We start from the raw sequence: 25330 nt of genomic DNA, 5'->3' as shown, positions 1-25330 counted from the left end.
GAGGACGTTATGTCAGATCTAAAGCTAACTATTGAACAAGCGTGGGAACAACGCGATAGTATTTCACCATCTCAGGTGTCAGAACCCGTTAAAAGTGCCATTACACAAGCCCTTGCTCTACTCGATTCGGGTGCAGCTCGCGTCGCAGAAAAAATCAGTGGCGAATGGGTTGTACATCAATGGTTAAAAAAAGCCGTTTTATTGTCGTTTCGTATTCGCGATAACCAACCCATGCACGACGGTGTTAACCAATACTTTGACAAAGTACCGTTAAAGTTCAGTGATTATACGCCAGAGCAGTTTCAACAAGGTGGCATGCGTGTGGTGCCCAATGCCATCGCTCGCCAAGGCAGCTTTGTCGGTAAAAATGTGGTGTTAATGCCGTCTTACGTTAATATTGGTGCTTATGTTGATGAAGGCACCATGGTTGATACATGGGCCACTGTGGGGTCGTGTGCGCAAATTGGTAAGAATGTACACTTATCCGGTGGTGTTGGCATAGGCGGCGTTTTGGAGCCACTACAAGCGAACCCAACCATTATCGAAGACAATTGTTTTATCGGAGCACGCTCTGAAATCGTAGAGGGCGTGATTGTTGAAACAGGTGCGGTTATTTCAATGGGTGTGTATATCTCACAAAGTACCCGTATTTATGACCGTGAAACAGGCGAAACCCACTATGGACGTGTACCTGCAGGTGCCGTAGTCGTACCGGGCTCATTGCCTAGTAAAGATGGCTCGCATAGTTTATACGCAGCTATTATTGTTAAAAAAGTTGATCAACAAACACGTGAAAAAGTCGGCATCAATGCGCTACTTCGCTCAATTGACGAGTAACCTTTAATGTTATAGAGGGAGAATCGCTCTCCCTTTATATTACCCCTGCTTGTGCTTTATAAAATAACCTACCAATAGATATAGCCTTGTCTGACTATAGCGCTTTACCACCATCTACATTCAATATTTGCCCTGTTATATAATCAGCTTCAAAAGCAAGAAAATATGCAGCTTTGGCTATATCCTTAGGGTGACCTTGCCTTTGTAGTGGAATAGCCAACAAACGTTGCTGTTTTTGCTGCGCATTTAACTGACAGTCAGTGGGCCACATAATATTGCCTGGCGCAATCCCATTGGACCTAATTTGAGGTGCCATATCTTTAGCTATCGATTTAGTCACGCTTACAAGCCCAGCCTTGGCAGCACAATACAACGCATGATCTTTTAGTGGCGAGTGAGCATAAATATCCAAAATATTAATAACGCAACCTTGGTTACTCTTTAAAGTCTGGGCCATTGCCTGTATAAGAAAAACAGGCATGGTTAAATTACTGTGCAGTAAACCTGCAGCATCATCAGGGGTAGCAGAGCCTATCGGTGTCGGAAAAAAACTAGATGCATTATTTATTAACACATCAACCTTACCCCAGCATGCCATCACTTTTGCTGCAAAAGATGTATAATCCTCCAAGCTATTAAAGTGACCTACAAGTGCTTTGGCACTATTACTGCGTGACTCGTTTAACTCATCTTGTAATACATGGGCTTCATGCTCTGAGCGTTGGTAGTGAATAATCACATTACACCCTTTGCTATGAAAGTAACGCGCCATATAAGCACCTACCCGCTTTGCTGCACCAGTAATAACAACTACTTTTTGATATTTGCTCATTTGTTCTTACTGCCTTAAATAGTCCATTTCTAATTGTTGCCGCTGTTGCTCTCTCACTCAGGCATACTCGTCGATATTAAACCATGTTGATCTTTACTGAGTGTTTTTTGCAGCAATCATTCGAGTATTTTCCCAAGGCAGAACCTGCATCCATTGGTATTTTATGTAAGTCAGATGATAACGTAGAAAACACACCTTAAGGGTTCAATCAAAATCAACGATTAGAATAGCTATCTTAACGTTGATAGTCCTAGTTGCATTAAATAAATGGCTTGGTAACACTAAACTAACTTTATAAATGCTTGCTCTATATCTGACAAAAAAATAACAATCAAATTATTGCATACAATATACATTTGTATATAGTCATGATATTCATCTTTCTTAAGCAAAAATTTGGTTTACTTTACTATGCAGATAAAACTCCATTACCTTTTAATATTACTTAGTGTTTGCGCAACCTTAAGCGGATGCCTAAATATGCGCTCATCATCAAATCAAGCAATGACTATAAATCAGCAGGTTAGTAGCGAGCAATATCATAGAGCTGAACAGTTTCTACCTCATAATTTAAAACCCTTAATAAAAAATAATTGGCTAGAAGCGCACTGGTTATCAGGAAAAGACATGTTTTGGTTTCGCCAGCAAGTCGCCAATAATGGCCATCAATTTATCATGGTTGATGCAAAAAACAATTTGCAAGGGCCTGCTTTTGATCACACTCAGTTAATGAAAGCAATAGAAAAGCATGGCATTGAAGTAAATGGCCCTACTCACCTACCGCTTAAGCAACCAATTATCACACTTAACAGTCTCAACTTTCAATTAAATGAACAGCAGTGGCAATGTGATCTTACCCATTACTTATGTAACAGTAGCGAGGTCATAAAACCAAACACGCCTAGTTCAGGGTTGTCGCCAGATGGTCGCTGGCAGGTCTCAGTTAATAATTACAACCTAGTACTTCACTCTATTGAGCAAGGTACCCAGCAGCAATTAACTCACGATGGTAGCGAGCTATTTCCTTATGCACTTACCCACCCAAACCCTCATGCTAGCTTTAAAAACAGCACACCCTACCCTGATGATAATTTCAGCGTAATGTGGTCTGACAACAGCCGATATGTAATTACGCACAAAATAGATAGAAGTAAAACAAATAAGCTCACTTTGGTACAAGCCAACACCTATAAAGGGCTAACACCCAGAGCTATCAGCTACTACTATCCAATGGCTGGTGATGAGCAACTCCCGATGGCTAATTTAATCTTAATTGATACCAAAACAGCTCGCGTGACTACGCTGGATACTCCTCCTGTTATGCAGACCTATTATGGCAGCCCGATTTGGGGGTGGTGGCAAGATAATGGGCGCTTTGTTTATCATGACAGAGAGCGTGGCAACAAAACTTATCATATGCGCGAAGTAATACCTGAACAAAGCACGGTACGTACTTTAGTAACTGAGCAAGATGATAAATATGTCGACCCATGGACACAGCTATATTGGCACCTTCCTGAACTTAACGCCTTTGTATGGAGTTCACAGCGCTCCGGTTATCAGCATTTATACCTTTATGACACTACCACTGGTAAACTAAAAAATGCGATTACCTCTGGAGCTATGACTGTTCGCGCTATCCGAGCGATAGATAGCCAAAGTAAGCACATCTATTTTGAAGCTTCAGGCAAAGAAGCTGGCAGAGATCCCTACTACCGACACCTATATCGAGCTAACCTTGATGGTACTGGGTTAACATTACTTACACCGGAAGCGGCAGAGCATAGCACCCAACTATCTGATGATTATAAATATGTCATTGATACTTACTCAACACCCACTACACCACCAGTGAGTGTTTTACGCGATAGTCAAACAGGAAAAGTAATACGTCAGTTGCAACGCGCTGATACGAGTGCATTAATTGCAACTGGCTGGCAACCTCCAAGGCCATTTAAGGTACTTGCAGGTGACAATAAAACACCACTTTATGGCTTAATGTACCTTCCCTCCAATTTCGACCCAAATAAAAAGTATCCTATTATTGATGATATTTACACAGGCCCACACAACTTTTTTACCGCAAAATCTTTCAATACCTATAGCACACAAGCGAATGCGCTTGCCGAACTGGGTTTTATCGTTATAAAAATGGACGGTAGAGGTACTCACAAACGCGGGCGCGCATTTCATGAGTACTCATTTAAGAATCTTGGAGGCGGGACTGATGACCATGTTGTAGCAATAAAGCAACTAGCAAAAGAGCATTCATATATCGATATCAACAGAGTAGGTATTTTTGGTTTTAGTGCCGGCGGTTACGATACAGCACATGCAATGTTTAAACATCCTGACTTTTTCAAAGTGGGCGTAGCTGCATCTGGCAATCATGACTTTCGCGTCGACAAAGCCGGATGGAACGAGATGTGGATGGGCTACCCCGTTACATCTCATTGGGATGCACAATCTAACCTTACTATGGCCAAACACTTACAAGGAAAACTGCTACTGGCGCACGGAGAACTAGATAGCAATGTTCATCCTGCTGCCACCTTGCAGTTGGCCTCAAAACTGATTGAAGCAAACAAAGATTTTGAACTTATGATTTACCCAAATATGGGGCATGTACTGGATAAAAACCCTTACTTTGTACGCAAACGCTGGGATTTTTTTGTTGAGCACTTACTTGGTGCTAAGCCTCCAAAAGAGTATGAACTAAGTTGGTAGCAAGTCACAAACAATAAGGGCCTCAATTGAGGCCCTTGTAAGATATTGACGCCAATTTACAGTGCGGCAAACACATCGTCTGTCTTTGCGGCACAAACAAAATCATTTTTATGAAGACCTTTGATAGAATGGCTCCACCAAGTTACAGTCACTTTGCCCCACTCGGTTAACAAACCAGGGTGATGACCTTCTTCTTCTGCCATTGCACCTACAAGGTTGGTAAACTCAAGCGCCTTTTTAAAGTTTTTAAACTTAAATACACGCTCTAGCTGCATAATGCCATCGCGCACTTCAGGCACCCAATCAGGAATTTGCTTGATCAGTACCGCTAACTCTTCATCTGACACCTTAGGCGCATCAGCACGACACGCTTCACATTTTTGTGCACTTAAATCAGACATCTAATAAATCCTTAACTTGCTAATTTTTCTTTAGGGGGAAATTTTGGCTCAAATAAGCCCAACTCTTTTGCTTTTTCAACCAACGACATGATATCCATTTGTGAAATATCAAATAAATCATGGATTGAGTTAATGGTGTAGTACACAGGCTGCATAATATCAATGCGATACGGAGTTCGTAATACATCGGTTACCTCTAATGGTGAGATATCAGGCTTGTCCGTGTATACGTACTGTGTTTCACCCGGGCTTGATAAAATACCACCACCATAAATACGTAAACCATTTTCCGTTTGCATCAAACCAAACTCAACCGTAAACCAATATAAGCGAGCTAAATACACACGGTCTTTTTTGGCTGCTGCATAACCTAACTGACCGTATTTGTGAGTAAACTCTGCAAAATCAGGATTAGTTAACATGGCACAATGGCCAAATATCTCATGAAAAACATCTGGCTCTTGTAAATAATCAAACTCTTCCCGACTACGGATAAAAGTGGCTACTGGGAACTGTTTGTTCGCTAACAAGCGGAAAAATTCATCAAAATCAATAAGCGCTGGTACTGGAGCAACTTGCCAGCCGGTTTCTTTTTCAAGTACTGCATTAAGCTCGTGTAATTGTGGAATGCGATCATGTGGTAGGTTTATTTTTTTAAGCCCTTCCATATACTCGTCACACGCTTTGCCTTCTATGCATTTTAGCTGACGAGCTACTAACTCTGACCAAATTTGGTTCTCTTCATCGCTCCAAGCAATGATGCCATTTGCATCAGGTTGCTTGGAGGTATATTTACTCGATTTAGCCATAATAACCTTCTCACTACATCGGACGACCGTTAATGATCGCGCTTCAACTTGTAGCTACGATACTATGTAAAAGTAAGGAAAAGTTTAATAGTACAGCCTAACAACGCCTAGTGGATAAAGTTCCATTTTGTAAATTTAAACGTACAATTTTGTACAGTCAAAAAAACACCCGCCTACACGGCGGGTTTCATGACACTTTAGTGTAATTTTTAATTTACACCAAAAGCTAAAAATGCCTGTTCTAAGTCTTCAATAATATCTTCAACATCCTCTAGACCGATAGAAATACGAATTAAACCATCTGAGATCCCAGCAGCTTGACGCTCTTCAGGTGTATAAGGTGAGTGTGTCATAGATGCAGGGTGTTGTATTAATGTCTCAGGATCGCCAAGGCTTACCGCAAGTGTACAAAGCTCTGTGGCATTAATAAACGCTTCTCCATCTTGTAAACTGCCGTCGATTTCAAAAGCGATTACGCCGCCAGCCCCTTTCATTTGCTCACCAAGAAACTTATAGCCCGGATGCGACTTGAGTCCTGGGTAGAAAACTCTGCTTACTTTGGCGTGCTTGTCTAAAAATTCAGCCACTTTTTGTGCGCTTTCACAGTGTCTAGCCATACGCACGGCTAATGTTTTTAAACCTCTATTTATCAACCATGCATCATGAGGACTTATTGTTGCACCAATATCTTTGAGCACAGTCAGCTTAATGACTTCAATATGTTCTTGAGTACCACATACAACCCCTGCGACTACATCACCATGGCCATTTAAATATTTAGTGGCACTATGAATAACAATATCGATACCAAAATGTTTGGGCTTTTGCAGCAGGGGTGTCATAAAGGTGTTATCAATCACACTGATAAGCTGGTGTTGTTTAGCGAAATCCCCCAACATTTTTAAATCTAATACCGTCATATTTGGGTTGATGGGGGTTTCAGCAAATAACATTTTACTGTTTGGTTTAACTGCTGCTTTTAGCTCGGCTTCATTGGTCATATCAACAAACGTCACTTCGATACCAAATTTTGGCAACATATGGGCAAATAATGCAAAACTACACCCATACAGCGCACTAGATGCAATTAGATGGTCACCTTGCTGTAAAAAGCTCAATACCGATGCAGATACTGCACCCATACCTGTTGCCGTTGCGGCTGCGTCTTCCATTTCTTCTAACTGTGCGAGTTTTTGTTCCAACTCTCGTGTAGTCGGGTTGCCAAGTCGCGTATAGATATAGCCCGCCTCTTCTCCTGCAAAGCGAGCAGCCCCTTGCGCTGCATCTTTAAAACTAAATGTAGAGGTTTGATACAATGGAGCAGTTAATGCGCCATGTGGGTCATTGAAATGCTCTGGCCCGTGAATACATTGTGTGTTGTCATGGTACTTCTTCATAAATTAACCTGCTAACTTATTATTCTTTAATTGATTTATTTAATAAATATATAAATAAGTCAGCACGCCAAAATTCACAAGCAAGCCAGACGCTAAGACGGCTAGGTTATGCTAATCACTTAGCGTTAAGTGTACAAAATTGTTGTCACCTCATCTTTTACTTTGCTTTTCACTTTGCTCAGTTCGCTTAAGTAATGTGTTTACTAGCTGGTTTACCGTTGACTTTAACAAACTCGGTTTATGCTCTAAGCACGGTAATGGTCTACATAGCTCCATTGCCTTGTAGCCTAAACGCGCGGTAAATACCCCAGCACTTAACCCCTGCCCAGCTCTTGCTGATAACTTACCAAGTAATTCAGCCCCCAAGCTTGTTGCAGCTAAGTCAGACACTAACTCTGTTGCCCCCACAAACACCATTTGCTTTACCAGCAATTTATACAAGGTAATACGACTGCGATAACCCAATGTCATACCATAATGCTTAGTGATCGCTTCAATTAAATGTACTCCGCGCCAAAGCACTGCCAGCATATCCACCAGCGCGAGAGGGCTCATGGCAACCAACATCGCACTCGTAGTAGCGTGTTGATTTATAAGCTGTTTTGCTTTTTGGTCTTGCGATTGCAATAAGCTAGACTCGTATAGCTGCAGTACTTCTTTGTCGGTATGGTGTGCTTGAACAGCTGCTTTAAATTCAGCCACTTGCGATTTTGGATGAGACTCTAATAAAGGTTCGAGCCAATGATGTGCTTCCCCAATTTGCATACTATTAAGTAAACGAACACCGTCTTGTTGATGTTGTTGATGATGCTTTAAACGTCGCAATGCAACGGCTTCTTTTACCACAAACACCACGGTACTTATTATGGCTAGCCCCAGTACACTGATATAAAGTAGTGCCAGCAGCCAAGAATTTTGCATCGCTGCCGCTATGCTATATATGCTCTCTACTACTACCAATAGCAATAAACTCAATAAAAAGAGTTTGCCAAAACTAAAACGCTTAGATGAGTGATTAAACACCGGTTCCAATTCAATCTCGTTACTCTCTAATGAAGAAGAGTCGGCTGTTGCGTTATCGTCTACTTCATCAATATGCAGCGCTTCAACACGCTTTCCCTTGGCTGTCGTACTATCTTGCTCTATGGGAGGTTCGTTTATTGATTCTATACGCCTGCCCGCACGCAGCTCATCACTTTGACTCATACTAGCTTATCTCCAATTAAAAATTGCAATGCGTGATCAAGCCGAACATGGCCTAAATTACCTTGTTGCGCTTTTTGTGGATAAAAAGACAAGAATTCAAATCCATACTTTGGCCACTGCTGCGCCGATATACAATGATTAGGTGGCTGCGGCGGTAAATAGGTTGTCCAATCATTTTCGCCCAGCACTTTGCCATAAACACACTCTAAGTGTTGGCCATTGTCATTGACTTGTTTAGCTTGAGTACTTTGCACTGACGAAATTGCCATCGTATCAACAGCAACACCACTAAAGCGAAGTTCATTCCTTTGTTCACCCAACATATCGTTTAGTAACAATGCGATATCAGATTGTTGTGAGGGGCTCACATGGTCACATTTATTTGCAGCAAATAAGACTTTATCAATCTTGGGATAAAATAGCCGCTTAAGTAACCCTGATTTGCCATAGTTAAATACTTGCATTACATGTTGTAGCGCTTCACGCTGTGCTTGCAGGGTATCGGGCCCATCATTGAGCGCACTGAGCACATCGACTAATACCAACTGCCTATCAAACTGACAAAAATGCTGCTTATAAAAAGGCATTACAACTTGTTGTTTATAGGCCTCAAAACGTGCTTCCAATTGCCTATATTGGCTACTTTCATGAGTATCATCTACGGGCATTACTGGAAAGAACAATAACACAGGAGCCCCCGCCAAATCCGACGGGATCAGCATTCTACCCGGCTGTAACTGCGCTAATTTAGTCTTATCTTTAAGCCTACATAATAACTGCTGATAACTTTGCGCAAGTGTTTTCAATACGTGTTCATCAACATCATCAGTGGCGTTAAATACATCAAGCAAAGATAAAAATGCGTCGCTGTATGGCTTATATTTATCCCGCTGTAATAGTTCTAAAGTGTTGCGACTCCAAGTTTGGTAGTCTTGTGACAACATAGGTAAATCTGCAAGCCACTCACCTGGATAGTCAATTAACTCTAAATAAACGGTACTCGTGGGCGATAAATGCGCACGCAAGCCACTGTGAGTATGAAACTTAAGCGCCAAAGTTAAGGTATTAATCCGCTCAGTTGACGCGGGCCATGTTGGCTGCTCCGCTAATAAACAAGCACTGGCTCCTTGGTAATCAAAAGTTGGAATATCAAGTGCTCGCTGGGGTACTTGTTTAGCGGCTATTAAGCGGTCTTCTCGTACCACATCAAAAAAAGGGAGGTTTTGCTTGTTAGCTTGGCTTGTTAGGTGTTTAACAAGAGCACTGATAAAAGCGGTTTTTCCGCTTCCACTAAAGCCAGTTACCGCTAATTTAATATGCCGGTCTAAACTGCGGTTTAACGCTTTTTGAGTATTATTTTTTAGTTTGTCGAGGGCTTTTTGGGTAACAATTTTTGCTTTCATAAAGAAGTAGATTCCCTCTATTGTGCAGCTAAGCGCTGTGGCGTTAATACGCCACATTAGCTTAATGTTTGCTGTAATTACAGTTTGTTAATCTCTCGGCTAACGGTAAATTCGCTTGAAGTAACATACGTTTCCATACTTTGTACACGAGTATCAAGGCGTGTTAAGCGTTCTTTTAAATCAAATAGCGCGCGTCTTGGCGGCTCACCCTTTTGCCATACTTTAAATTTAACCGAAATAGGGTCTTCATCTTGGCTACTGTAAGCACTGCTAGTCTTATGTGCTTGAGTAACCGGTTTAGTATCTAAGATAAACCAACACGCAATGTAAGCAACTACAAATAACGGCCCACCAGATAACAACACAGCGGTGATCACTAGAATGCGTACTAACCAAAGCTCCATGTTAAAATAGTCACTTAATCCAGCACATACCCCCGCTATTTTTCCTCTCTTAGGATCGCGGAATAATTCACGTTTTACGCTGCTCATACTTTACGTCTCCACTGTGGTGCCTCTTGATCAAGCAAAGCTTCTAATGTTTCAACTCGTTCAGCCATTTTTTCAGCTTTACTGGCAAGCTCTAATAACTGACGATGCTCATGCTCACTTAAACCTTGGCTTACTTGTTTTTTACTACGATAGTGTAGAATGAGCCACAAAGGCGCCACTACCAACATAAAAATAATAATCGGGGCTACTAAAACTTCTAAGTCCATATCGTGTACTCCAAACAAAGGACGGAATGTGTGTTGAGGCATCTATTGAGTTTAGCGCAATAGATGCCACTTAAGTTCACTTATTTTTTGCTAGTTTTTTCTTTAGTTCAGCCAACTCATCGTCTACTTTCTCATTTTTTTGCAAGTCTGCAATTTCGTCCGCTAACGATTTTTTACCTAAATCGTATGACTCAACTTGAGATTCTAAACCATCAATTTTGGTTTCATAACGTTCAAAGCGATTCAATGCATCTTCTACTTTAGAGCTATCAAGCGCTTTTTTCACTTCCAATCGAGATTCAGCCGAACGTTGACGAAGCACAATAGCTTTTTGTCTTGCTTTGGCATCAGCGAGCTTTTCTTGTAAGGTAGCAACCTCTTGTTGCAGTTTTTCAATATGTGTTTCAACGTGCTCTAATTCAGACTGAACACTTTGCGCCGCATCTTCAGACTTTTGTCTTTCCATCAGTGCTGCGCGGGCTAAGTCTTCACGTTCTTTATTCAGTGCTAACTCAGCTTTTTCTTGCCATTGCTGTGTTTGTTCGTTTAGTTGCTCAACACGACGTGTTAGCTCTTTCTTTTCTGCTAATGTTTTTGCCGAAGTAGAACGTACTTCTACAAGTGTATCTTCCATTTCTTGAATGATAAGGCGAACCATTTTTTCTGGATCTTCTGCTTTATCTAAAATGGCATTGATATTAGAATTAACGATATCTGCAAAACGAGAGAAAATTCCCATAATCTTTACCTCTTTGGTTTATAAATTTAAATAGCTTACATTACATATATCAAATTGCTTGCCAACTTTTTAAAACCTAAAAAGAACAGATATATCATATAGTTATATTATTTGAAAAAAATCTTTAGTTCCCTGCTTTTTTCAAATACACTAACAGTTAGTAAAAATAACTAAGAGTTAGGCAATATGAGCCAGTTTCGCCAACAGGATAATTTACTCGGTCAATCTGACAGCTTTTTAACTGTGCTAGATCAAGTTTCACAACTTGCACCACTTGAAAAACCCGTCCTCATTATTGGTGAACGAGGTACAGGTAAAGAGCTCATCGCAGCACGATTGCATTATCTGTCTGAACGTTGGGAACAAAGCTATATTAAGCTAAATTGCGCAGCGCTCAATGAAAACTTGCTCGAAAGTGAGTTATTTGGTCACGAAAGTGGTGCCTTCACCGGCGCAAGTAAGCGCCATGAAGGACGCTTTGAGCGCGCCAATGGCGGTACGTTATTTTTGGATGAACTAGCAAATACCTCTGCAATGGTTCAGGAAAAATTATTGCGTGTGATTGAATATGGCGAATTTGAGCGTGTGGGTGGTAAGAGCACCGTAAAAGTAGATACCCGTTTAGTATGTGCAACTAACGAAGACCTACCTACACTTGCTGATAATGGTGAATTTCGCCACGACTTGCTCGATAGGTTGGCCTTTGATGTGATCACTCTACCACCGTTAAGAGCCCGACAAGAAGATATCTTGCTGCTTGCTGAACAATTTGCAATAAATATGGCGCGCGATTTACATTGGTCACTTTTCAGTGGTTTTACGCGCAAAGCCACAGACAAGCTATTAGAATATGATTGGCCCGGCAACATACGTGAGCTAAAAAATGTTATCGAACGAAGCTTGTACCGCCATGGCAGCGAAAGCCTCCCCGTACACAATATTGTGTTAGACCCATTTGAAAGTCCGCATCGCCCTAAACAGCGCGTTAAAGCCCAAATAGTTAATAGTCATATGCCAGTTGCAACAACCGTTGTTGCACAAGAGCAATCACCCACAATTGAAGTGGTCAAGCCAGACCCTGAAATTGAGTTTCCATGTGACTTAAAATCACTCTCTAATGATTTTGAAATTAACTTAATAGAAAACGCACTCAAACACAGTCAATTTAACCAAAAGAAAACTGCACAAATGCTTGGTTTAACGTATCATCAGCTACGTGGATATTTGAAAAAATACAATTTGTTAGACTCAGGTCAAAAACAAGAGGCATAGGTGTGCGTAATTTGCTACTAGGTGCGTTATGTACCTACTTGCTAGGCTGTATAGATGCTAGCCAACAAACCATTAGAAAAACGCAAGGATTAGTATATTGCGCTGAGGCAAACCCTGTGTCTTTTAACCCGCAAGTCACAACCACAGGTTCAACCATTGATATAATTGCCAGCCAACTCTACGACACACTGCTGAGTATTGACCCCGAAACGGCAGAGTTTAAACCAGAAATTGCCACTCACTGGCAAGTGAGTAACAGCGGTAAAGCCGTGACATTTTATTTACGCCAAGACATCGAGTTTCACCACACGAGCTATTTCTCTCCCACCCGATCACTCAAAGCCGACGATGTGGTGTTTTCATTTAACCGCTTGTTTGATGTCTACAACCCTTATCACTTTGTGGGTGATGCCAGCTATCCTTACTTTCAAAGTGTTGGTTTAGATCAGCTTATTAGACAAGTCGTCAAAGTAGATGACTACACAGTTCGTTTTGAGCTGTTTAATGCTGAAAGTAGCTTTTTATCAAACTTAGCCACAGACTTTGCGGTCATTCTATCAAAAGAATATGCTGACCACTTAGCTGCCATTGAACAAAAAGATTTATTTGATATGTACCCTATCGGTACCGGCCCCTATAAATATAAAAACTACTTACGCGATAACCTCATTCGCTACCACCGCAATGAAAATTACTGGAAACATCCAGTCCCCATGCAACAACTCGTTTTCGATATAACCACCAATGGCACCAGTCGAATTGCAAAAATGCTGACTAAAGAATGTGATATCACGGCGCACCCTAGTGCCACGCAGTTAAGTGTGCTTAACGAGCGAACTGACATTCGTGTTGATAAAGCGCCCAACCTCAATATTGGCTATTGGGCTTTTAACACTGAAAAGCCACCATTTGATAATTTGTTGGTCCGCAAAGCGCTGGCACATTCGGTCGATTTTGAAAAAATCATGCAAGCGGTGTTTTATGGTAATGGCATTATTGCACGCTCACATTTACCACCCTCATCTTGGGCCTATGAAGCACAAAAAAATATGCCCGCATATAACCCTGACTATGCCAGACAGCTACTTATCGAAGCGGGTTTTGAGCAAGGGTTTAGTATGACACTATGGGCTATGCCCGTATCGAGAATATATAACCCAAATGCGCGCAAAATGGCTGAGCTTATTCAAAGTGATTTAAAGCAAATTGGTATTTCAGCGCAAATCATCGAATATGAGTGGAATACCTTCCTAGAACGAATTGGTCAGCATGAGCATGATAGCGTATTATTAGGATGGGCTGCAGATACACCCGACCCTGATAATTTTTTCAGCCCACTACTGAGCTGTACTGCCACTTTTAGTGGTAAAAACCCGGCCAATTGGTGCAACCCTGAGTTTGACTTGCTACTGACTCAGGCGCTTGATACCACAGATGTTGAACAGCGCAAGGTTTTTTACCATCAAGCTCAAAGAATGATCATCGAGCAGCTACCACTGGTTCCTATTGCCCATGGAATGCGCTTTCAAGCAACAAGTAGTGACATAAAAGATATCTCCTTGCGCCCCTTTGGCGGTATTTCTCTTGGTAAGGCGAGGCGAGACTAATGCTATTTGAATATTTATTAAGGCGCTTGAGTCTGCTGCTTTTTATGGTATTCACGCTCACGGTGTTTACTTTTTCACTGAACTATATGTTTCCGGGTGAGTTACTAAGTAATATCACAGGCCAAATAAACCCCACTTATGAGCAAAGTCAAGAGCTTATACAGCAATATCAGTTAGATAAAGGCATATTCATTCAATACTTAGCTTTTGTAGAACGCATTGTGCAAGGTGATTGGGGGCTCTCACTCTCATCAGGACAACCCGTTTTTGAGCAAATTGTTAAACTGTTTCCAGCCACCTTAGAGCTATGCGTGTATGCCCTTGCAATGGCAGTTCTTTTTGGTATACCCGGCGGTATAATTGCCTCTGTTTATCACAAACGTTGGCCTGAGAAAGTGATTAACTCTTTAAGTTTGCTCGGCTTTTCAGTACCTATCTTTTGGCTAGCCTTGTTGCTTATTATGGTGTTTTGTTTAGGGCTAGGCTTGTTCCCCATGTCAGGTCGCATTGGCTTACTCTATGAAGTAGACCCAATTAGCAATTTTATTTTACTGGATATTATTTTACAGAGCTTCCCCTATGAAGGGCTTGCCTTTGTTGACGCACTGCATCATTTAGCACTGCCTACTGTGGTATTGGCTATGTATCCAACCACAGTGTTAATTCGTTTTACTCGAGACTCGATGCTAGATGTATTAGAGCAAAACTACATTAAAACTGCTCGGGCAAAAGGCTTAAATCGACGTCAATTAATCATGCATCACGCACTGAGAAACGCTTTGTTACCCGTCATAAAACAGATTGGTCTGCAGTTTAGTACCTTGATCACGCTTGCGATGATCACCGAAGTCATATTCTCATGGCCCGGCGTTGGCCGCTGGCTTATAGATAGCATCTACCAACGTGACTACCCTGCTATTCAAGGCGGATTATTAGCTGTTTCTATGTTTGTCATTTTAGCGAATATGTTGGCTGAATTTAGCCATACTTTGTTTGACCCATTATCGAGAAATCAGGCCCATGGCAAAGTTTAGTTTATTTAGTGAAGAGTCAAACCGCTCACCGCTATCTAGGTTATGGCGTAAGTTTAAATCTAACCATCCAGCTTTGGTTGGTCTATGGGTATTCGTTGCATTAACGCTACTGGCATTCACTGCACCGTTTATTGCACCTTATGGCATTAACCAACAACATGGCGACGCGCTGTTACTCCCGCCTTCATGGCATGAGTTAGGAGATGTTCGTTTTATACTTGGTACAGATGACTTAGGTCGAGATGTACTTTCAAGACTAATGAATGGCGCAACATTTACCTTTGGCTTATCGATTGTGGCGGCCTTGGTTACCACTTTAATTGGTGTTGTGTTGGGGACTTTTGCTGGGATAAGCAAAGGATTTCGTTCTAGTTTGTTAAACCACTTACTAGACATAACGCTATCAATCCCCTCTTTGCTACTGGCGATAATTATTATTGCGGTGCTCGGGCCTGGCCTACTCAATACTGTATGGGCGATTATATTTGCTCTACTACCACAGCATATACATTCAGTGAGAAACCTAGTTGTTGAAGAACTAAACAAAGACTATATCAGTGCTTTTCGTCTAGATGGTGCCTCTAAATGGCAAATTTTAACACGTGGGGTATTACCAAATATTTATGAGCATATTGTGGTCATTTTTACTATGGCTTTATCAACTGCTATCTTAGATATTGCAGCTCTTGGCTTTTTAAAGTTAGGTGCACAACCGCCAACTACTGAGTGGGGAGCCATCCTTGCCGAAAACCTCAGTCTAATTTACCTCGCGCCTTGGACAGTAGGCCTACCTGGTGTGTTATTATTCATTGCGGTGCTGTCTACAAACTTAGTCGGTGATGGCTTAAGGCAAGTACTTAAAGGGCGTAAGGTGGATTAATGCAGCTATTAGATATTCGCAATTTAACGATTGAATTGCACACCGAAAGCGGTGTAATACGTGCTGTAGACAGAATAAACTTAAGCCTTAAAGAAGGTGAAGTACACGCATTAGTGGGTGAGTCTGGCTCAGGTAAAAGCTTAATTGCCAAAGCTATTGTGGGCGTACTTAACAAACGCTGGCGCGTCACAGCAGATAGAATGCATTGGCAAGGCGTTGATTTAATGCGACTAAGCCCTGAAAAACGCCGTAAAGTAGTTAGCCGTGATATGGCAATGATTTATCAAGAACCAAGTCGTAGCCTAGACCCTACAGCAAAAATTTATGAACAAGTGGCTGAATCATTACCTGATAGCAGTTTTAAAAATAGTTTTTTTGCTCGCGGTAGTGAACGAAAAAACAAAGTGAAAGCGCTCCTGCACAAAGTGGGGATAAGAGACGATAAAAAAGTCGCCAGCAGCTACCCCCATGAACTCTCCGAAGGGGTATGTCAAAAGGTGATGATTGCCATGGCAATAGCACGTAGCCCAAAGTTATTGATTGCTGATGAACCGACCACCGCCTTAGAAAGCATAGCCAAAGCGCAAATTTTTAGATTACTAAAAAGCCTTAACCAATTAAAAAACATGTCGGTTTTGATGATTTCTCATGAGCTTGAAGAGATCACTGACTGGTCACATGCGATGCATGTTTTATACTGCGGTCAAATGGTCGAAGCTGGGCCAACCGCAAAGGTATTTAGCACACCATGTCACCCGTACACTCAGGCATTAGTAAAAAGCTTACCTGATTACGCGCAAGGGCTTGCTCATAAAGAGCCTTTTTATGCCCTTAAAGGGACTATTCCGCCATTACAGCACCTGCCTATTGGCTGTCGCCTTGGCCCTCGCTGTCCACAAGCACAGAAACAATGTGTGGTCACCCCCACGCAAAGTAAAGTCCATAGTCATACCTATGCGTGTCACTTTCCGCTGGTAAAGGAAAAGCCCAAATGCAACCGCTCTTAAAAGTTCAAGCGCTGAATAAATCATTTTGCACCCGTGCGGGTGTGTTCAAACGCAAGCATGCTCAGGTGTTAACAGATATATCATTCTGCGTAGGTCAAGGTGAAACATTGGCGATTATCGGTGAAACAGGATCAGGTAAAAGTACCCTAGCGAGAGTGTTAGCGGGTGCCGATCACGCAGATAAAGGGCAAATTTTACTCAACGGAGAAACAATCGAAGATGATGGTATTCGATGCGATGAATGTCGCCACATTCGATTAATTTTTCAAGACCCAACTCGCTCATTAAACCCTGGTTTAACCATAGGTGACATGCTGGATGATTGTTTAAGTCTCAACACTGAACTTACACAGCAACAACGAGATAAAAAGATTAAACATACGTTGACTCGTGTGGGATTACTTACTGAGCACTATGAATATTACCCCCATATGTTCAGTGGCGGGCAATTGCAACGTGTGGCATTAGCACGAGCGTTAATTTTAGACCCCAAAGTGGTAGTATTAGATGAGGCTCTGTCATCTCTTGACCCTTCAGTAAGAGCACAAACAGTTAACTTACTGTTAGAGTTACAACGAGAGTCTGGGCTTAGCTATGTGCTTATCACCCACCACCTAAGCTTAGTAAAGCATATGAGCGATCAATTACTGGTGCTTAATAAAGGTAAAGTGGCTGAATACGGCAATACACTGGCTATATTCGCTGAACCAAAATCACGCGTCATGCAGCGACTGTTGAATGTTTAATATCATATATTCGGCGTTCAATTGATAGGTACAACCCACTCTAGTCCTAATGGATTTTCACCCCTATATTAAAATTTACTCAAATAGAATAACGACCTACCCAAATTTTTGCCTAATTACTAAGCCATTTATCAGTCGGGATATCGGGTCATTTATTTAGAGGCTGTTGATTTTTGCTGTGCGTTTTTACAGCAGTCATTCGGGGGTTTTGGCAAGGCAAAACTTGTATCCATAGATATTCTATGTAAGCTAGATAATAACGTAGAAAAAATGCCCGAAGACGATTTTGAACCGTTTTCCATCAGCTTTCATCGTTGCAATTTTTGCTTGTTGAATCTTATTATGTTTATTTAGTTATGCATAACAATAAACTTGTTTATTATAACGGATTAGCATCAATCAGCCATGTGCGAATAAAGCTAAGTTGGCTGCGCCCCAGGCAATGACTTTGCCATCTTTACTCAAATCGACTTAGTACAAACCATGGAGCAAACCTACTCACTATAATAGGTTTAAATATTCGATTCGCTAACCAACGATTTAGGCTCTAAACTTTGGTATATTCTAAGCTCATAGAGATTATGAATGCTTATCCGGTTATTACTCATATTTTTATTTGTAAGCTTTTATGCAATGCCATCTGCACCGACCCCCCAGCAGGTGAAAGCCGCAAGTGGTAAACAACAATTGTTGTTGCTTAATCAATACATGAAAGCACAGTCAAATGTGAATGCCAGAGAAGCGTTAGCACTTGCTCAGTCCCTCACACCAAATTTACCGCTTCAACAATATCCTCAACAAAGGTTATTATTGCAACTATGGCAAGGTGTAGCGCTGACTATGCTAGGTAAACAGCGTGATGCATTAATTTTACTCGACACAGTAATTAATGAATCTAAAAGCGCAGGATTTTCAGACATTTCCGTAGAGGCCCTTTATCACCGTGCGGACGTGTACGTAGAGCTGTGGAACTATGAATTGGCTTTATCGGATGGATTTGAAGCATTATCTATGCTCGAAAAAAAAGGCGACCTCAAGAAAATAGCTGATGCACAAACAGCCATCGCTAATATGTATGATTATCAAGATAAAATACCTCAGGCATATGAGTGGTTCTTGAAGGCCAAAAATAATTATATTGCGGTAAATGATATCAAAGGAGAAGTTAGCTCTCTAGGGAGCATTGGTTTAATGTATCGTTTTGTCGGTGACTTTGATAATGCGCTAAGCTATCAATTGCGAGCGATTGAAGGACACAGAAAAATCGGCGACCAAAGAAAGCTCGCCATTAGTTATAACAACACCGCAATTATTTACAAAGACCTTGGTAAATATCAAGAAGCCATAAACATGCACACAAAATCACTCGAACTCAAACGCAAACTAGGCTACGAGCGAGGGATGGTATTCTCGTTTAATAACTTAGGCGAAACTTATCGTTTAGCCGGTGACTTAGAAGCGGCTAAAGCTTATTTAACCAAAGCTGAGTCGTTAGCGAACAAACTCAAAAACCGAAAGTTACTAAGTTCGACAAACCTATATTTGGGACGCATTGCGATTACCGAGCAGCGTTACGACGATGCTAGACGAATCTTAGACGCTGCAATGCAAACTTATCAAAAGAGTAATGAAACAGCCCGAATCGCTGAAGGCTTTTTGGAACATGGCAACCTTTCAAATTTAACAGGCCAACCTGAGCTTGCGATAACACAATTACTTAAAGCGATTGAGTATGCTAAAAAAGCTCAAAAAAATGTCGTGCTGCTTAAAGCCTATGATTTATTGTCACAAACATATGCAGATCTTGGCAATTATAAAACAGCCTATAAAATGCAAAGAACTTATCAGTCAAGCAGAGACACATTATTTGATCTTTCTAGTCAGCAGCGTATAGAAATGCTCATAGTAAAAAACAATATTAATGAAACGCGACGCAATTTAAAATTTATCAAACAAGAATCTATGCTCACAGAGGCTGAACTTCATAACAAAATTACAAATCGTAATTTCATGATATTAGCGGCATTAAGTACTTTGATTTTATTAGGCTTCTTCTATAATCGACGGGCACTTCAATTAGCAAATAAATCCCGAGAGGCGATACAAGAAAAAGAGCAAAAACTCAGCCTAGCACTTTGGGCTAGCAGCGATGTATTGTGGAGTTGGGATATTGAAAAACAAAAAGTTTCACGAGAAAATGCAAGTCAATTAGGTGTGAATCCGTGCGATGATATCAACCCTAATTGGGAGAATTTAAACATCCACAGTGACGACCTTAAGCGTTTAACCGCATGCTTGGATGCGATATTAGAAAAAAAAGAACAATCGTTTGAAGTCTCTTATCGTGTTAAAACCAAAAATGGCGAGTGGACTTGGGTACAAGACAAAGGAAAAGTTGTAGAAATAGGCAGTAACAACGAGCCGTTAAAAGTAGCAGGGATACAGCATGATATTACTATTTTAAAGCAACAAGAAGCTGATTTAGTTGTTTTAAATACAGAACTTGAACAGCGGGTAAAGCAACGAACACATGATTTAGAAGCTGCACTTGATAACCTAAAAGCAACGCAGCAAAGCCTAGTTGAAGCAGAGAAAATGGCAGCATTAGGTTCTTTAGTTGCCGGCTTAGCTCATGAAATTAATACCCCTTTAGGTACTGTGATCATGGCAGTCACTCACTTAAATGCGCAATTAAAGCAGTTGGAAGTGATGACTGATAAAGGCACATTATCGAAACAAGAATTGATAAAATGCCTGAGCATCTCAATTCAAAGTGCTGACCTTATTTTTACCGGAATAAAACGTACCTCAGCGTTGGTAGAACAATTTAAACGCGTTGCTGTTTCGGCAAAGGGAGAGGGGCAAGTAACCTATCGCTTTGAAGAAATCGTCAATACTGCGTTCCATACGGCCTTTAACGCCTTGGGTAAACCACAAAACGTCACTTTAGTTGCAGTAACACAAAGTGAAATAACCACTTATATTGACCCTTTACTTCAAGTTATTGAACAATTACTCAGCAATGCTATTGAACATGCTGAGCCTAATGACATGTTAAACCTTTATGTGACAATGCGTGATATTGGCGAATTTTATGAGGTAATTGTTGAAGACGACGGTGTAGGTATTAATGATAGTGAACGTAGCAAAATATTTGAGCCATTTTATACTTTAGCTCGTCATAAAGGCCATGCTGGACTGGGTCTTAATATTACCTTTAACCTTGTTTCACAAGTACTCGATGGAAAAATTCATTGCGAACGTTCAGAGTTTGGCGGTGCTAAATTCATTTTCAGCGTTAAAAAAGAACAAAGTCATAATGGAGTACCTAATCTTTAATAAATTATGACAAAAAATTTAAATAACCTCAAACAAATTAATAGGTTGAGCAAAAAAACTTCACCATATCGATTATATGCAAGTCAAGCTAACCAAGTAGACTATTTAAATCTATTATCTTGCTACGCATACTGATATGTCTCCAATAGTGGCAAATGTATCAACATAAAAAAGGAAGGCTATGCCTTCCTTTTTTTACTTATTTACTCAAAAAATAACTTATCTCTTTGCTTTTTGCCGACTTCGTTCATGGTCGCAGCATCATACAAGCGACCGTTAATCATGGTATAAGCCACTTTATCTGTATCGCGAATATTACTTAGTGGGTCACCATCAATCACTACTAAATCAGCCAACTTACCCGCTTCAATAGAGCCAATGTGCTGGTCTAAGCCTACATATTTAGCAGGGTCTAGCGTTGCCGCACGCAATGCTTCAAGCGGCGTCATACCACCTTGAGCAAACATCCAAATTTCCCAATGTGCCGCTAAGCCTTCACGCTGACCGTGCGCACCTAAGTTTACCAATACCCCCTCATCTTGCAGCTCTTTAGACACTCTGGCGTTGCTAAAATGGTTATAGTGATGCTCAGGTGCTTTTACACGGCGCATAGAACGCGGTAATAACTGGTTTTTAGGCACAAACTTACTTAAACGCGGGTGATTCCAAACATCCGTTTTATCATACCAATAGTTTTCACCCCAAATTCCCCCGTAGGCTACACCTAATGTCGGCGTATAACCAACTTCGCTTTGCGACCATAATTGTTTAACATCATCATAAATATTGGCAACTGGCAGTGAATGCTCAACACCTGTATGACCATCAACAACCATGGTTAGATTATGTTGCAATAGTGACCCACCCTCGGGCACCACCATCATGCCTAACTCTCTAGCCGCTTCGACGACTTGTTGGCGTTGTTCACGACGAGGCTGGTTGTATGATTTAACACTAAATGCGCCCACTTTTTGCAAACGTTCAATGTGGAATTTAGCGTCATCAAGTGAATCAATGTGCGCCGTGTAACCCGGTACATTAGCCCCATACAAAATGGTGCCTGTTGAGAAAATGCGTGGGCCTACAATTTTGCCCGCTTTTTGCATTTCACTTGCAGCAAAAATTTCGGTGGTATCGTTAGATGGGTCATGAATGGTGGTTACACCCAAAGATAAGCCAGCAAGGTTCTTCCAGTTTTGCTCTGGTACAATCTCATCACTTGCTTGTGAGCCATGCGCGTGTGCATCAACCAGACCAGGAATAATTGTTTTACCAGCTACATCAACAACCTCTACACCTTGAGGTATTGCTACTTCTGCTGCTGTACCAACGGCTTTAATGTGCTTTCCATCGGTTAAAACCACACCATTTTTAATAACCTTATCACCCTGCATGGTCACAATCGTCGCACCCGTTAGTGCAATCATACCCTCAGGCTCAGCCATATCTTGCTTAAAGCCAATATTGGTGCCGCTTTTCACTTTAAAGTCAGCTGCCTTATCTTGCTTAATATCAAACATACCATCGAGGTTTGCATGATAAAGTTCAGGGCCTAAGCTCCAGTAAAGCTTATCGCCTTTAGCGCTCCAGCTGATGTTTTCACCTGCACGCTGTGAGAGCTGCTCAACTGGGAACTGTTTGTCGGTAGGAGAAATCGAAATAGTTTTACCGGTTTGCACAAATGGCGTTACAAATACTTTAAAGCGCTCAGCGAATGCTAGGTATTTACCATCTGGAGATACTCTAAACTCAGTCGCATGTTTGGCTTCATACAATACCCGTGTCTTTTTAGTTGCTAATTCAATTGAGCGAAGTTCAGGGTGCTTACCATGGTCCATCATATAAAGGATATCATTACTAGCAGCAAACTGGGCTTGATAGCCACTTTCACTGATCAGTTCAGGCTTGCCACCGTTACTTGATACCTGATAAAGGCCCGGCTTAAGTGACCACTGTGGATTTAAAATCGAACCACCACGCGTTTTGCGAAATACCACGGTTTGACCATTAGGGCTAAATGAAGGCTCTACATATTTACCCGGTTCAGTCGTTATCGTTTTGCCTTTACCATTACTAGCTGAAACTACCCGAACACTGCCCTGCTTGTTATCGTCCCAAGTGGTGTAGGCAATCTTCTTGCCATCACGTGAGAACTGAGGGAAAAACTCAAAGTGGTCGTTCTGTGAGGTTAAGCGAGCAACTTTGCCAGATGCTAGATCACGCTTATAAATGTGGCCCATAGCTTCAAATATCGCGGTTTCGCCATTGGGTGATACCTGCACATTACGCAACATTTTTACATCAAACTGGTCTTGATCAAGGTTTTGTGCAAAACGCAGTGCTTTTTGAATTTTTTTCGTCGTATTAACCGCAAATTCAACGGTTTTGATAGACTTGTCTTTCACTGCTAGTTGATGAATTTTACCGCCAGCCCAAAATACAATATTTTCGTTATCAGGGGTCCATGCAATTGTTGGGTAAACACCGTGAATGGCCCACGTTTCTTGCATGTCGCGCTCAAGGTTACCATATAGCTTAGTTTCTTTACCCGACGCTAAGTCGTACAAATACAAACTGCTTTGAAAATCATCGCGCTTCACATACGCCAATGTTTTACCATCAGGTGAAGGTGTTGGCCTAATAGCCCCACCCATGCCAGATAGAATGACTTTAATTTCGCCCGTATCTCTGTCATAACGCTTAATTTTATATATGCCGGCAACTGAGTCTTTTGAATAGTGGAACGTTTTACCCGGTGTAGCATCTTGAGAAAAGTAAACGTAGCGGCCATCAGGTGAAAACGCCGGTTCACCTAAGTCTTTTTGATCGTTCGCACGTTTAGTTAGCTGAAAGCCCGTACCACCGGATTTGTGATACATCCAAACTTCACCGGCACCTAATGAACGCGTACCTGTAAAATGCTTACGCGCTACAAGGTAGTCTCCATCAGGACTCCAAGCTGGGCTATTTAACAAACGAAACGTTTCGTTTGTCACTGCTGTTTGCTCTGTTCCATCTGCTTTCATCAACCAAATATTGTCACCCCCGCCCTGATCCGAGGTAAAGGCGATATGTTGACCATCTGGACTAAAACGCGGTTGCATCTGCCAACCAATATCACTGGTTAACTGTGTTGCTTCACCACCAGAGGCCGCCATCGTATAAATATCACCCAGTAAGTCAAACACTAAGGTCTTACCGTCTGGGCTTATATCCACATTCATCCAAGTGCCCTGAGTCACAGAGATGTTAGCATCTAAAAACTCACCTTGTGGTGCATCCACATTCCATTTTTCTGATTTGCTTTCTTCTGCGTGGGCACTGCCCAACGCGAGTGCAATAGAGAGCGACAGTGCGCTATAAAACTGTTTTTTCTTCATTATTAGACTCTCAACTTAAATTTAGCCCATCACAACAAAAATGAACTAAAGTTGCCAGTAAAATGCCATCAAATACATATTTTTGCGGCTATTGAAAAAAGCCATGATTAACCGCGCTGCCAGTCGCTCGGATCAAACTCAAAGTAACATATCAATAGACGGTAAAGTTCGGGGTCATAGTTTTTTAATTGCGCTGGCTTTTCAATAAATGTCTCGGTCAGTACAGCAAAAAACTCTGCTTCATTGGTAGCACCATAACTATGCATTACATGTGGCATTTGATATGCCACATGGCTTTTCAAATTATTGTAAGCACGCGCAAACACTCGTCCCCAATCGGCGTACTCTTGCTTGCTTTTTAACTGAGGCGTACCATTAGTTTGCCCTGTTTGTTGATCTAATTGGTGGGCAAACTCATGAAATACCAAGTTATGACCATCGCCAGGTAAACGGTTACCTTCAAGCACATCATGCCAACTCAACACTAACGTACCTCCGGGCCAAGATTCCCCTTGCCTAATTGAGGTATGGTAGTTAACCAAGCCAGCACCATCAGTGTTCGTTTGTGGTACGTAATAGCTGCTGGGGTAGAGTAAAACCTCTTTCACATTAGGGTACAGTGGCCACGCTTGTTTAAGTACGAGCAAGCACGCATCAGCGGCAACAATAAGCGCCATGGCACGGTTTATTTTTAATCCATCACGACCTAATAGTCGTTTTTCACCTAAAAACCAAACAATGTGCTTTTCCAAAGCAGTTCGATCAGCATCGGTCATGGCTCGATAAATTGGCATATATTTGAGCAACACTTGCTTATCAATATGTGACAAATTTTGCGCTTGGTATTTTTTTGCCCAAATTACAGTTTGGATAGACTGCCAACGCCAATACACGACCACAAAAACCACCAGTACCAGCAATAGAAAAATATTTATCATTTTGATTACTTAATCGCTCTTTTAAATATAGTTGGTACAAATTGCAGTAATTTCAATA

Annotated in this window: 20 protein-coding genes; 9 read left to right on the top strand and 11 right to left on the bottom strand. The window is 41.4% G+C overall.

Going from position 1 to position 25330, the window contains the following annotated elements; translation table 11 throughout:
* The first annotated feature begins 9 nt into the window (after window positions 1-9).
* Window positions 10-837: a 2,3,4,5-tetrahydropyridine-2,6-dicarboxylate N-succinyltransferase gene (gene dapD / locus OCI93_RS16730; protein WP_261591803.1), complete on the top strand. Its 828-nt coding sequence runs from the start codon at window positions 10-12 to the stop codon at window positions 835-837.
* 94 nt (window positions 838-931) lie between these two features.
* Here the strand turns inward: dapD and OCI93_RS16725 are convergent, their stop codons facing one another.
* Entirely contained in the window at window positions 932-1669 is a 738-nt protein-coding gene (locus OCI93_RS16725; RefSeq protein ID WP_261626862.1) for a pteridine reductase, read from the bottom strand.
* 480 nt (window positions 1670-2149) lie between these two features.
* Between OCI93_RS16725 and OCI93_RS16720 the strand changes: the two genes are divergently transcribed.
* On the top strand, window positions 2150-4396 hold the full coding sequence (locus OCI93_RS16720; RefSeq protein WP_261626861.1) for a S9 family peptidase: 2247 nt from the start codon (window positions 2150-2152) through the stop codon (window positions 4394-4396).
* Between the two features lie 56 nt (window positions 4397-4452).
* Here the strand turns inward: OCI93_RS16720 and OCI93_RS16715 are convergent, their stop codons facing one another.
* The 8 genes from OCI93_RS16715 to pspA all read right to left on the bottom strand — a co-directional run bounded on the left by OCI93_RS16715 (window position 4453) and on the right by pspA (window position 11069).
* The gene (locus OCI93_RS16715) at window positions 4453-4797 is read right to left on the bottom strand and encodes a 4a-hydroxytetrahydrobiopterin dehydratase (protein WP_261591800.1); all 345 of its coding nucleotides are present in this window, start codon (window positions 4795-4797) and stop codon (window positions 4453-4455) included.
* 11 nt (window positions 4798-4808) lie between these two features.
* Complete coding sequence (phhA, locus tag OCI93_RS16710; RefSeq protein ID WP_261591799.1) at window positions 4809-5606, bottom strand: phenylalanine 4-monooxygenase; 798 nt, start codon at window positions 5604-5606, stop codon at window positions 4809-4811.
* Window positions 5607-5815: 209 nt separating this feature from the next.
* Complete coding sequence (locus OCI93_RS16705; protein ID WP_261591798.1) at window positions 5816-7003, bottom strand: trans-sulfuration enzyme family protein; 1188 nt, start codon at window positions 7001-7003, stop codon at window positions 5816-5818.
* A 150-nt stretch (window positions 7004-7153) separates the two neighbouring features.
* Window positions 7154-8209 (bottom strand): YcjF family protein, encoded by a 1056-nt coding sequence (locus tag OCI93_RS16700; RefSeq protein WP_261626860.1) that lies wholly within the window; start codon window positions 8207-8209, stop codon window positions 7154-7156.
* Window positions 8206-9612, bottom strand: a complete 1407-nt coding sequence (locus tag OCI93_RS16695; protein WP_261626859.1) for a YcjX family GTP-binding protein — start codon at window positions 9610-9612, stop codon at window positions 8206-8208. The genes OCI93_RS16700 and OCI93_RS16695 overlap by 4 nt, the downstream gene beginning before the upstream one ends.
* 77 nt (window positions 9613-9689) lie before the next feature.
* Window positions 9690-10103, bottom strand: coding sequence for an envelope stress response membrane protein PspC (pspC, locus tag OCI93_RS16690; RefSeq protein WP_261591795.1), 414 nt, complete (start codon window positions 10101-10103; stop codon window positions 9690-9692).
* Window positions 10100-10330 (bottom strand): envelope stress response membrane protein PspB, encoded by a 231-nt coding sequence (gene pspB / locus OCI93_RS16685; protein WP_261591794.1) that lies wholly within the window; start codon window positions 10328-10330, stop codon window positions 10100-10102. Before pspB ends, pspC begins: the two co-directional genes overlap by 4 nt.
* Window positions 10331-10406: 76 nt before the next feature.
* Window positions 10407-11069 (bottom strand): phage shock protein PspA, encoded by a 663-nt coding sequence (pspA, locus tag OCI93_RS16680; RefSeq protein ID WP_261591793.1) that lies wholly within the window; start codon window positions 11067-11069, stop codon window positions 10407-10409.
* A gap of 186 nt (window positions 11070-11255) precedes the next feature.
* Between pspA and pspF the strand changes: the two genes are divergently transcribed.
* From pspF to OCI93_RS16645, 7 genes are all read left to right on the top strand, one after another.
* Window positions 11256-12341, top strand: coding sequence for a phage shock protein operon transcriptional activator (pspF, locus tag OCI93_RS16675; protein ID WP_261591792.1), 1086 nt, complete (start codon window positions 11256-11258; stop codon window positions 12339-12341).
* A 2-nt stretch (window positions 12342-12343) separates the two neighbouring features.
* Window positions 12344-13948 (top strand): ABC transporter substrate-binding protein, encoded by a 1605-nt coding sequence (locus tag OCI93_RS16670; RefSeq protein ID WP_261591791.1) that lies wholly within the window; start codon window positions 12344-12346, stop codon window positions 13946-13948.
* Complete coding sequence (locus OCI93_RS16665; RefSeq protein WP_261591790.1) at window positions 13948-14982, top strand: ABC transporter permease; 1035 nt, start codon at window positions 13948-13950, stop codon at window positions 14980-14982. Before OCI93_RS16670 ends, OCI93_RS16665 begins: the two co-directional genes overlap by 1 nt.
* Window positions 14969-15862, top strand: coding sequence for an ABC transporter permease subunit (locus OCI93_RS16660; protein WP_261591789.1), 894 nt, complete (start codon window positions 14969-14971; stop codon window positions 15860-15862). Before OCI93_RS16665 ends, OCI93_RS16660 begins: the two co-directional genes overlap by 14 nt.
* Complete coding sequence (locus OCI93_RS16655) at window positions 15862-16869, top strand: peptide ABC transporter ATP-binding protein (protein ID WP_261591788.1); 1008 nt, start codon at window positions 15862-15864, stop codon at window positions 16867-16869. Before OCI93_RS16660 ends, OCI93_RS16655 begins: the two co-directional genes overlap by 1 nt.
* Complete coding sequence (locus OCI93_RS16650; protein WP_261591787.1) at window positions 16854-17615, top strand: ATP-binding cassette domain-containing protein; 762 nt, start codon at window positions 16854-16856, stop codon at window positions 17613-17615. The genes OCI93_RS16655 and OCI93_RS16650 overlap by 16 nt, the downstream gene beginning before the upstream one ends.
* A gap of 585 nt (window positions 17616-18200) precedes the next feature.
* Window positions 18201-20954 carry a tetratricopeptide repeat protein gene (locus OCI93_RS16645; protein WP_261591786.1) on the top strand — a complete coding sequence of 918 codons (2754 nt, stop codon included), beginning with the start codon at window positions 18201-18203 and terminating at the stop codon, window positions 20952-20954.
* 203 nt (window positions 20955-21157) lie between these two features.
* Here OCI93_RS16645 and OCI93_RS16640 read toward each other — a convergent pair whose 3' ends face one another.
* Both OCI93_RS16640 and OCI93_RS16635 read right to left on the bottom strand, forming a co-directional pair.
* Window positions 21158-24334 carry an amidohydrolase family protein gene (locus OCI93_RS16640; protein ID WP_261626858.1) on the bottom strand — a complete coding sequence of 1059 codons (3177 nt, stop codon included), beginning with the start codon at window positions 24332-24334 and terminating at the stop codon, window positions 21158-21160.
* A gap of 107 nt (window positions 24335-24441) precedes the next feature.
* The gene (locus tag OCI93_RS16635; RefSeq protein WP_261591784.1) at window positions 24442-25272 is read right to left on the bottom strand and encodes a M90 family metallopeptidase; all 831 of its coding nucleotides are present in this window, start codon (window positions 25270-25272) and stop codon (window positions 24442-24444) included.
* Window positions 25273-25330: the final 58 nt, after the last annotated feature.

It is taken from the genome of Pseudoalteromonas holothuriae, from assembly GCF_945859825.1.
GTDB lineage: Bacteria > Pseudomonadota > Gammaproteobacteria > Enterobacterales > Alteromonadaceae > Pseudoalteromonas > Pseudoalteromonas holothuriae.
The sequence above is the reverse complement of the archived record's forward strand: the minus strand, read 5'-3'. Positions and strand labels throughout refer to the sequence as shown.

Bases quoted from the DNA above. Each gene is read 5' to 3' on its own strand.
- pspB (WP_261591794.1), bottom strand. From the start codon at position 10,330: ATGGACTTAGAAGTTTTAGTAGCCCCGATTATTATTTTTATGTTGGTA.
- OCI93_RS16640 (WP_261626858.1), bottom strand. From the start codon at position 24,334: ATGAAGAAAAAACAGTTTTATAGCGCACTGTCGCTCTCTATTGCACTC.
- OCI93_RS16645 (WP_261591786.1), top strand. From the start codon at position 18,201: ATGCTTATCCGGTTATTACTCATATTTTTATTTGTAAGCTTTTATGCA.
- pspF (WP_261591792.1), top strand. From the start codon at position 11,256: ATGAGCCAGTTTCGCCAACAGGATAATTTACTCGGTCAATCTGACAGC.
- OCI93_RS16715 (WP_261591800.1), bottom strand. From the start codon at position 4,797: ATGTCTGATTTAAGTGCACAAAAATGTGAAGCGTGTCGTGCTGATGCG.
- OCI93_RS16650 (WP_261591787.1), top strand. From the start codon at position 16,854: ATGCAACCGCTCTTAAAAGTTCAAGCGCTGAATAAATCATTTTGCACC.
- OCI93_RS16695 (WP_261626859.1), bottom strand. From the start codon at position 9,612: ATGAAAGCAAAAATTGTTACCCAAAAAGCCCTCGACAAACTAAAAAAT.
- OCI93_RS16700 (WP_261626860.1), bottom strand. From the start codon at position 8,209: ATGAGTCAAAGTGATGAGCTGCGTGCGGGCAGGCGTATAGAATCAATA.
- OCI93_RS16705 (WP_261591798.1), bottom strand. From the start codon at position 7,003: ATGAAGAAGTACCATGACAACACACAATGTATTCACGGGCCAGAGCAT.
- phhA (WP_261591799.1), bottom strand. From the start codon at position 5,606: ATGGCTAAATCGAGTAAATATACCTCCAAGCAACCTGATGCAAATGGC.
- OCI93_RS16725 (WP_261626862.1), bottom strand. From the start codon at position 1,669: ATGAGCAAATATCAAAAAGTAGTTGTTATTACTGGTGCAGCAAAGCGG.
- OCI93_RS16720 (WP_261626861.1), top strand. From the start codon at position 2,150: ATGCGCTCATCATCAAATCAAGCAATGACTATAAATCAGCAGGTTAGT.
- OCI93_RS16660 (WP_261591789.1), top strand. From the start codon at position 14,969: ATGGCAAAGTTTAGTTTATTTAGTGAAGAGTCAAACCGCTCACCGCTA.
- dapD (WP_261591803.1), top strand. From the start codon at position 10: ATGTCAGATCTAAAGCTAACTATTGAACAAGCGTGGGAACAACGCGAT.
- OCI93_RS16655 (WP_261591788.1), top strand. From the start codon at position 15,862: ATGCAGCTATTAGATATTCGCAATTTAACGATTGAATTGCACACCGAA.
- OCI93_RS16665 (WP_261591790.1), top strand. From the start codon at position 13,948: ATGCTATTTGAATATTTATTAAGGCGCTTGAGTCTGCTGCTTTTTATG.
- pspA (WP_261591793.1), bottom strand. From the start codon at position 11,069: ATGGGAATTTTCTCTCGTTTTGCAGATATCGTTAATTCTAATATCAAT.
- pspC (WP_261591795.1), bottom strand. From the start codon at position 10,103: ATGAGCAGCGTAAAACGTGAATTATTCCGCGATCCTAAGAGAGGAAAA.
- OCI93_RS16635 (WP_261591784.1), bottom strand. From the start codon at position 25,272: ATGATAAATATTTTTCTATTGCTGGTACTGGTGGTTTTTGTGGTCGTG.